The organism is Bradyrhizobium sp. BR13661 (assembly GCF_029892425.1).
Lineage (GTDB): Bacteria > Pseudomonadota > Alphaproteobacteria > Rhizobiales > Xanthobacteraceae > Bradyrhizobium.
Genome location: NZ_JARXWB010000031.1, coordinates 89,000 through 95,465 on the forward strand (window position 1 = coordinate 89,000; position 6,466 = coordinate 95,465).

Consider the following 6,466-nt stretch of genomic DNA (forward strand, 5'->3'; position numbering starts at 1 on the left):
TGCTACTCCAGTCGGATCTTCGCGAGGCCGATCACTTTGGCCCACTTCTCGGTTTCATCGGCCATCAGCTTGCCGAAATCGGCGGGCGAGCCGCCCAGTCCCGTCGCGTCAAGGCCGCGCAAGCGCATCCTGAACCCCGCATCGGCGAGAGCGGCGTTGGCCTCCTTGTTGAGCCTGTCGATGATCGCGCTAGGGGTGCCTTTCGGCGCGCCGATGCCGAACACCGAGCTGGCCTCGTAGCCAGGCACGAATTCGCCGATAGAAGGCACATCCGGCAATGCCTCGGATCGCATCGCCGTCGTCAGCCCGAGCGCGCGCAGCTTGCCGCTCTCGATGTAACCGATCGAGGGCGCCACATTGGCAAAGACGACCTGCACCTGCCCGCCGAGCAGATCGGTGATGGCGGGCGCCACGCCGCGATAGGGCACATGCTGAAGATCCAGCCCCCCGGCGGCCTGCTTGAACAATTCCGCGGCGATGTGGGTGATCCCGCCCACGCCGCCCGAACCGTAGGAGAGTTTCCCGGGATTGGCTTTCGCATAGGCGATGAACTCGGGAATCGTATGGGCAGGAACCGATGGGTGGATCACCATCACCAGGGCGCCACGGGTCAGGCCCGCGACCGGCGCGATATCCCGCAGGAAATTGAAATCGAGATTTTCATAGAGCGTGGCGTTGATCGCGTTCGGAGAACCAACCAGCAGAAGCGTGTAGCCGTCGGGAGGCGCGCGCACGACCGCGTCGGTGGCAAGATTGCTCCCTGCCCCGGGCCGGTTCTCGACGATGAATTGCTGGCCGAGCCGCTCCGACCACCAATCTGCGACCAGACGCGCGAGAATGTCGTTTGGGCCGCCGGCGGCGAAGCCGACCATGATCCGGACCGGTCGAGAGGGATAGGTGTCGGCGCAAGCCAGGCCCGTCGGCAGCGGCGGTGCGGCTACCCCCGCTGCGAAACGTAAAAATTGACGTCGGGAGGGAGTCACAGGCTTTGCTCCGTCGAACCTACACCACGCTGGCTCTCTTCAACCCCGGAGGATAGGTGATGCTGCCATAAGCGCATAAGGCTATTGTCTGATGAGACCATCTCAAAACGGATATGGGTACTCTCATGCAGATGAGCGATCGCATCGGAAAGCGAATGAAGCTGCAGGATCTCCACGTGCTGATGGCGGTGGTGCAGGCCGGCAGCATGGGCAAGGCGGCAGTCCTGCTCAATACCACCCAGCCCAACATTTCGAGATCGATCGCGGAACTCGAACGTGCGTTCGGCGTCCGCCTGCTGGATCGCCACCGGCGCGGAATCGAGCCGACCGAGTGCGGCCGCGCCCTGATCGATTGCGGTGCCGCCGCTTTCGACGAGCTACGGCGGGGCGTGAAGAGCATCGAGTTTCTGGCCGACCCCACCGCCGGAGAGGTGCGGATTGGAAGCACGGCTGATCTGGCGGCGAGCTTCGTTTCCGCGCTCATAGACCGGCTCTCGCGGCGTCATCCGCGGATCAGATTTGAGCTCGTGACCGGCTACATCGAGGCGCTGCATCGCGACCTGAGCGAACGCAAAGTCGATCTGTCGTTCGTGCGGAGTCGCGGCCCGATTGCCGACGAGCGGCTGCATTTCGAGTTTCTTTTTGAAGATCGCTACGTCATCGCGGCGGGCGCAAAAAATCCATGGACGCGTCGGCGCAATATCCAGCTCTCCGATCTGGCGGAGGAGCGTTGGGTGCTTCCGCCGCGGGAGAGCGTGATCGGATCCATCATCACGCAAGCCTTTCTTGCCCGAGGGCTCGCGTATCCCCAGGCGACGGTGGTCACCGATGCCCCCCATATGCGGGTCAGCTTGCTGGAGACGGGGCGGTTCATCACGGTTTTCCCGGCTTCCACACTGAAATTTCTCGCCAGGGAGGCCGCGCTCAAGGTCTTGTCCATTGAACTGCCGGCGGACCGTCGACCGAACGGGATGCTCACGATCAAGGACCGCACCGTCAGCCCGGTTGTGCAGCTCGTCATCAACGGCGCCCGGGAGCTCGCAAGGCCCATCGCGAAACGAAAGTGACAAACCGGACGTTAAGTCCGATCGGGCGCCTCGGATCACATCGATCCAAACACATTCGCTTTGGCGTGGCCGGCGCTCGATGATCTCGGCGGCGCCCTTCGCCGAGAGATCGAAACCCACCGCGATCGCCCATGTCCTCCCGCCTTCTCCGTATATCCCCGTAGGGTATCGACCTGAATTTTCCGATGTTTCTTCTCCTGCTATTGGGTGACCGTGCCCTCTGCAGATGTAGGAGTTGGAACATGACGGACGTCTATTTCCATTACTCCAATGCGCGCGGCTGGTTGATTGATCCAAGCGCCACTGCCGTGAACGACTTGGTGGAGGCATGCGAGCGCGCAGATGGTGTAGTCCGGTCGCTTATCATGACAGCGAGCTCGGAAGATTGGCGCAGTTGGGTCCTCCACGTGACCGACAAAGACGGCGATCAAATCTTTGACCTGCCGTTCGCAACAGTGCTCGGCAAGCCGCATTAGGAGGGCAACATGCTCGTGCGCAACGGGTGCCACTTCAGCGAAGCAAAATTCATGTTGGACGCTGCAACTCTGCGCAAAGATCTTGCCGTCATGGAAAAGCAAATTCGTTTCAATCCCAACGACCACGATCTCGTTAACAGATACCTGACCTACTCTCGCAAGGTTCGTGAAATTGAATATCGCGAGAACGGTTATGTAACTGCACGGACTCAGCCAGCTCAAGAACGCAAGTTTGCAAAATCCGCCGCCTAGACGATTATAACTACTCCCATTATCAAAGCGGCGCGCTTGCGCGTGCTAGTCTGGTCATCCCCATCGGATGCGCGACGACACCTGCGACAATCGCAGCGGCCGCGAAAGACCACCGCCTTCGGCTGCGAAAAGATGCAGTGGCCTTCTGTTGCGCGCGCAGAGTCGAGTTGAAAGGGATTGCTCTTGGAACCGCCACAAACGTCCGTCGTCGGCCTTCTTGAGAGGCGGCTTGGCAGGCTTCATGCCAGGCAGAGGCTTGGAATAGAGGCCGACCACGAAGCGCAAATATTCGGTCAAGGCCTCAATTTCTTCCATATCGAAAATTGGTATTCGGTGCATTCCCTCATTCGCGCCGTCTTCAAGCTTTCCGGCCTCTACTGGCGCGGGGTGAAGAATACGGCTGACGTTCGGGTCAAAGAGACCGATCTCGTGTTTGCCTCGTTACCAAAGGCATTCGAGGGATTCACTCTGCTGCACATCAGCGACTTGCATGTGGACATGAACAGTGCCGCGATGCAGCGCTTGGCGGAACTTCTTCCATCACTCTCGTACGACGCCTGCGTGCTCACGGGGGATTTCCGCGGCGCCACGTTCGGTCCATTCGATGCGGCCGTGGAAGGCATGGCGCAGATTTGTGCGCTGCTGAGAGCGCCGGCCTACGGCGTTCTCGGCAATCATGACACGATCCGAATGGTCCCGGCTCTGGAGGATTTGGGCATAAGGATGCTCTTGAACGAGTGCGTGTCGATCTCGCGAGCCGACGAGCACATCTACCTTGCCGGTATCGACGACGCTCATTTTTATCGGGTCGACAGCATTGAAAAGGCTGCCTCGGCGATTCCTCCCGACAGCTTCACAATCCTGCTGTCGCACACTCCGGAAATCTATCGTCACGCAGCCCATGCCGGCTTCGACCTGCTCTTGAGCGGCCATACGCATGGGGGACAAATCTGCCTTCCGGGATCGGTGCCGATTACGCTGGATTCGATGCTGCCCAGACGGTTTGGGGCAGGACTTTGGAACTACCACCAGATGACCGGCTACACGTCGGTCGGGGTCGGCTCCTCGGTGGTGCCGATCCGGCTAAACTGTCCGCCTGAGATAACGCTGCACCATCTTCATTCAGCTCATGCCGACATCAATAAGGGCGATCGCGAATATGCAGCCTGAACATCAGGCGGGACAGGACAATTTCGCCCAGGAAGAATATGGCGACCACGACGACCACGTCGATGGTCGATAGCGACAAGCGTTTCCAACACATGAGCGCTGGCAGCAAGGCCTCTGGTACTTGATCGAGCCCCGTGGCCTTGCCGCTTGGCTCTATGCCAAGTCGACGTTTTGTGAAGCTCGAAAGCAAGTCTCCGACCATTGCGCCCAGCCCGACCAGCAAGGCGGATGCGAAATCCAGGCCAAGCAATGGGGCCACGGCAGTGGTGACAACAATCGAAAGCAGCAAGCCTCGCAACGTCTTTGAGGCGCCGAACAGCGGGCGCCCATCGATGAAACGAGCCCCGCCGTCGAGAGCGTAAGCGAGACGGCTTCCAAAGAGACGCTTTGCAAGCACGGGCACGCCATTGGCAACGGCGAGCAATGTCAGCAATTTGAAAATCAGGAGAATCTGCATGCCGATGCATATCCTTTCATCCAAGGCGAGCTATTCACCCGCTCTCGAGCAAGCATATGGAAATGCGAACCTTCGACAAGCGCAAGATTCACTGCGGCTCGATCAGCGCATACGGTCGCGCGATTTAGCGCGGCCGGCTGCGCTCGATGATCTCGGCGGCGCCCCTGCCCGACAGATCCCCTGGCCACATTGTCCCGACGGGAGGGCAGCACGCGGGTGGCCCTCTCGTTCGCCGGTGACATCGGACCGGTGCTGACGAGGCCGGATATTTCGACTATCCTTCGATGCGACCCTCCGGACGGTGCAGGACAGGGCCAAAAGGGAGGAATCGATGAGCACGGTGAAACACGCTCTCGCCCAGAAGAGTGGCGCCTTGATTCATGTTCGGTCGGGCGACATGGTCGTGGAAGCCTTGCGCCAGATGCGCGACAACCGGGTCAGGTCGGTGCTGGTCATCGACGACGACGTGCTGGTCGGTATCGTGACCCAGGGGGACTGCGCCATCAAGGTGCTGCTGCCGGGACTCGATGCAAAGCAGACGCCGGTGAGCCAAGTGATGACGGGCAACCCGGTGACGGTCAGGCCGGACGACGGGCTGGAGAGCTGCATGGCCATGATGGCTCGGCGCGGCTTTCGTCATTTGCCAGTGCTGAGCTCGGGCAAGGTCGTGGGCGTGATCTCGGTCGGAGACGTCGTCAAGAACATCATCCGGGATTTGGAGCATAACGTGGACGATCTGATGGGGTACATCATGAAGGACGGCCCTGGGGGCTGACCAACGAGCCGCGGCGCTGTCGCCTGCGGCGTTGCTTCAGGCGAAGTTGCGCCGCGTGACGGAGGTCCGCTCATCGCGCAAGTGCCGACCAGATTAGCTAAGCCTGAGTTCTTCGCATTTTGACCCAACTCGCACATTCGATGCCTTGGACCTCCGGGCCAAAATTGTCTACTGTCGGAGAGAGGCATGGGGCGAGATCGGCAATGAAGCGGCGACAGTTCATCACTGGATCGGCAAGTATCATTGCATTTAGCTTTTCTTCTGCCGCGATGGGCGCCACCCCCTGGCGCATCGGTCAGGTCTTTGGCGGTCCACCGGACAATGCTGCCCCTTCCGAACTCGTCCGGGCGCTTCTTGGCCTCGGCTATGTCGACGGCAAGGACGTTCAGGTGCGGACGCTGTTTACGGCTCCGAATCCGAAAGACATGAAGGAGGCCGTTCTCTCCCAGATTCCGGACATCGACTTGCTCGTCGTATGGGGAACGATCGGGGCCGTTGCAGCAAAATCGGCGGCGTCAAATATTCCTGTGGTATTCGTATCGGTTGGGGCGCCCGTGGACATAGGCCTTGTTCAAAGCCTTGCTCACCCTGGCGGGGCCATGACGGGCATAACGTTTGAGGCCGCTTCGGAGACTTACGGGAAGCGGCTTCAACTTCTCAAGGAGATCCTTCCGAATCTGAGCCGCCTGGCCGTTCTGGGAGCAAAAGGTGATCCGAACTTTGCATTTGCAATGACGTCGCTCGACAATTCTGCCCGGGCGCTCGGCGTGTCGATCGCGCCGGTTGAATTCAATTCGGCTGACGATCTCAGGAGCGCATTCGATGGGATGAAGCACCGCCAATCCGAGGCTTTGGTCGTTGTCGCCGGCGCGCTGACTTACGTGAACAGCAAGCCCATAGCCGAATTGGCCTTGTCGAATAGGCTGCCGTCTTGCCACGGCTTCAAGGAAACTGTTGAGGCGGGGGGCTTGATAAGCCTCGGTCCGGATTTTTTGGCATTCGCTCGTCAGGGAGCCCGCCTGGTCGACAAGATCATCAAAGGTACAAAACCGGCGGATATCCCGGTAGAACAGCCTACTCAATACATCACGACCATCAATCTCAAGACCGCCAAAGCGCTCGGCATCGATATGCCGGCTGCTCTGCTAGCTCGCGCCGACGAGGTGATCGAATAGCATCGATGTCCGATTGTGATGCTGTGGACGGCTCCTCCACGGGCACGAGAGTGCCAAGGAGTGGGCGCCGTTTGAGGCTCCCACGATTCGGAGGAGCAGCCTATGCAGTCA

Annotated in this window: 8 protein-coding genes; 6 read left to right on the forward strand and 2 right to left on the reverse strand. The window is 59.9% G+C overall.

Annotation, left to right across the window (positions count from 1 at the left end):
- Nucleotides 1–2 precede the first annotated feature (2 nt).
- Nucleotides 3–872: a tripartite tricarboxylate transporter substrate binding protein gene (locus M2427_RS34460; RefSeq protein WP_280711268.1), complete on the reverse strand. Its 870-nt coding sequence runs from the start codon at nt 870–872 to the stop codon at nt 3–5.
- 266 nt (nt 873–1,138) lie between these two features.
- Here M2427_RS34460 and M2427_RS34465 point away from each other — a divergent pair, with 266 nt between their 5' ends.
- The 4 genes from M2427_RS34465 to M2427_RS34480 all read left to right on the forward strand — a co-directional run bounded on the left by M2427_RS34465 (nt 1,139) and on the right by M2427_RS34480 (nt 3,948).
- On the forward strand, nt 1,139–2,050 hold the full coding sequence (locus M2427_RS34465; RefSeq protein ID WP_280711269.1) for a LysR family transcriptional regulator: 912 nt from the start codon (nt 1,139–1,141) through the stop codon (nt 2,048–2,050).
- A 242-nt stretch (nt 2,051–2,292) separates the two neighbouring features.
- Nucleotides 2,293–2,526, forward strand: coding sequence for a hypothetical protein (locus tag M2427_RS34470; protein ID WP_280711270.1), 234 nt, complete (start codon nt 2,293–2,295; stop codon nt 2,524–2,526).
- A gap of 9 nt (nt 2,527–2,535) precedes the next feature.
- Nucleotides 2,536–2,778: a hypothetical protein gene (locus M2427_RS34475; protein ID WP_280711271.1), complete on the forward strand. Its 243-nt coding sequence runs from the start codon at nt 2,536–2,538 to the stop codon at nt 2,776–2,778.
- A gap of 183 nt (nt 2,779–2,961) precedes the next feature.
- Nucleotides 2,962–3,948 (forward strand): metallophosphoesterase, encoded by a 987-nt coding sequence (locus tag M2427_RS34480; protein WP_280711272.1) that lies wholly within the window; start codon nt 2,962–2,964, stop codon nt 3,946–3,948.
- On the opposite strand, the gene M2427_RS34485 is transcribed toward M2427_RS34480, so the two are convergent.
- Nucleotides 3,917–4,405 carry a CDP-archaeol synthase gene (locus tag M2427_RS34485; protein ID WP_280711273.1) on the reverse strand — a complete coding sequence of 163 codons (489 nt, stop codon included), beginning with the start codon at nt 4,403–4,405 and terminating at the stop codon, nt 3,917–3,919. The two genes, M2427_RS34480 and M2427_RS34485, sit on opposite strands and share 32 nt — an antisense overlap.
- A gap of 331 nt (nt 4,406–4,736) precedes the next feature.
- On the opposite strand from M2427_RS34485, the gene M2427_RS34490 reads away from it, so the two are divergent.
- Both M2427_RS34490 and M2427_RS34495 read left to right on the forward strand, forming a co-directional pair.
- Nucleotides 4,737–5,180, forward strand: coding sequence for a CBS domain-containing protein (locus M2427_RS34490; RefSeq protein WP_280711274.1), 444 nt, complete (start codon nt 4,737–4,739; stop codon nt 5,178–5,180).
- Between the two features lie 203 nt (nt 5,181–5,383).
- On the forward strand, nt 5,384–6,355 hold the full coding sequence (locus tag M2427_RS34495; RefSeq protein WP_280711275.1) for an ABC transporter substrate-binding protein: 972 nt from the start codon (nt 5,384–5,386) through the stop codon (nt 6,353–6,355).
- Nucleotides 6,356–6,466: the final 111 nt, after the last annotated feature.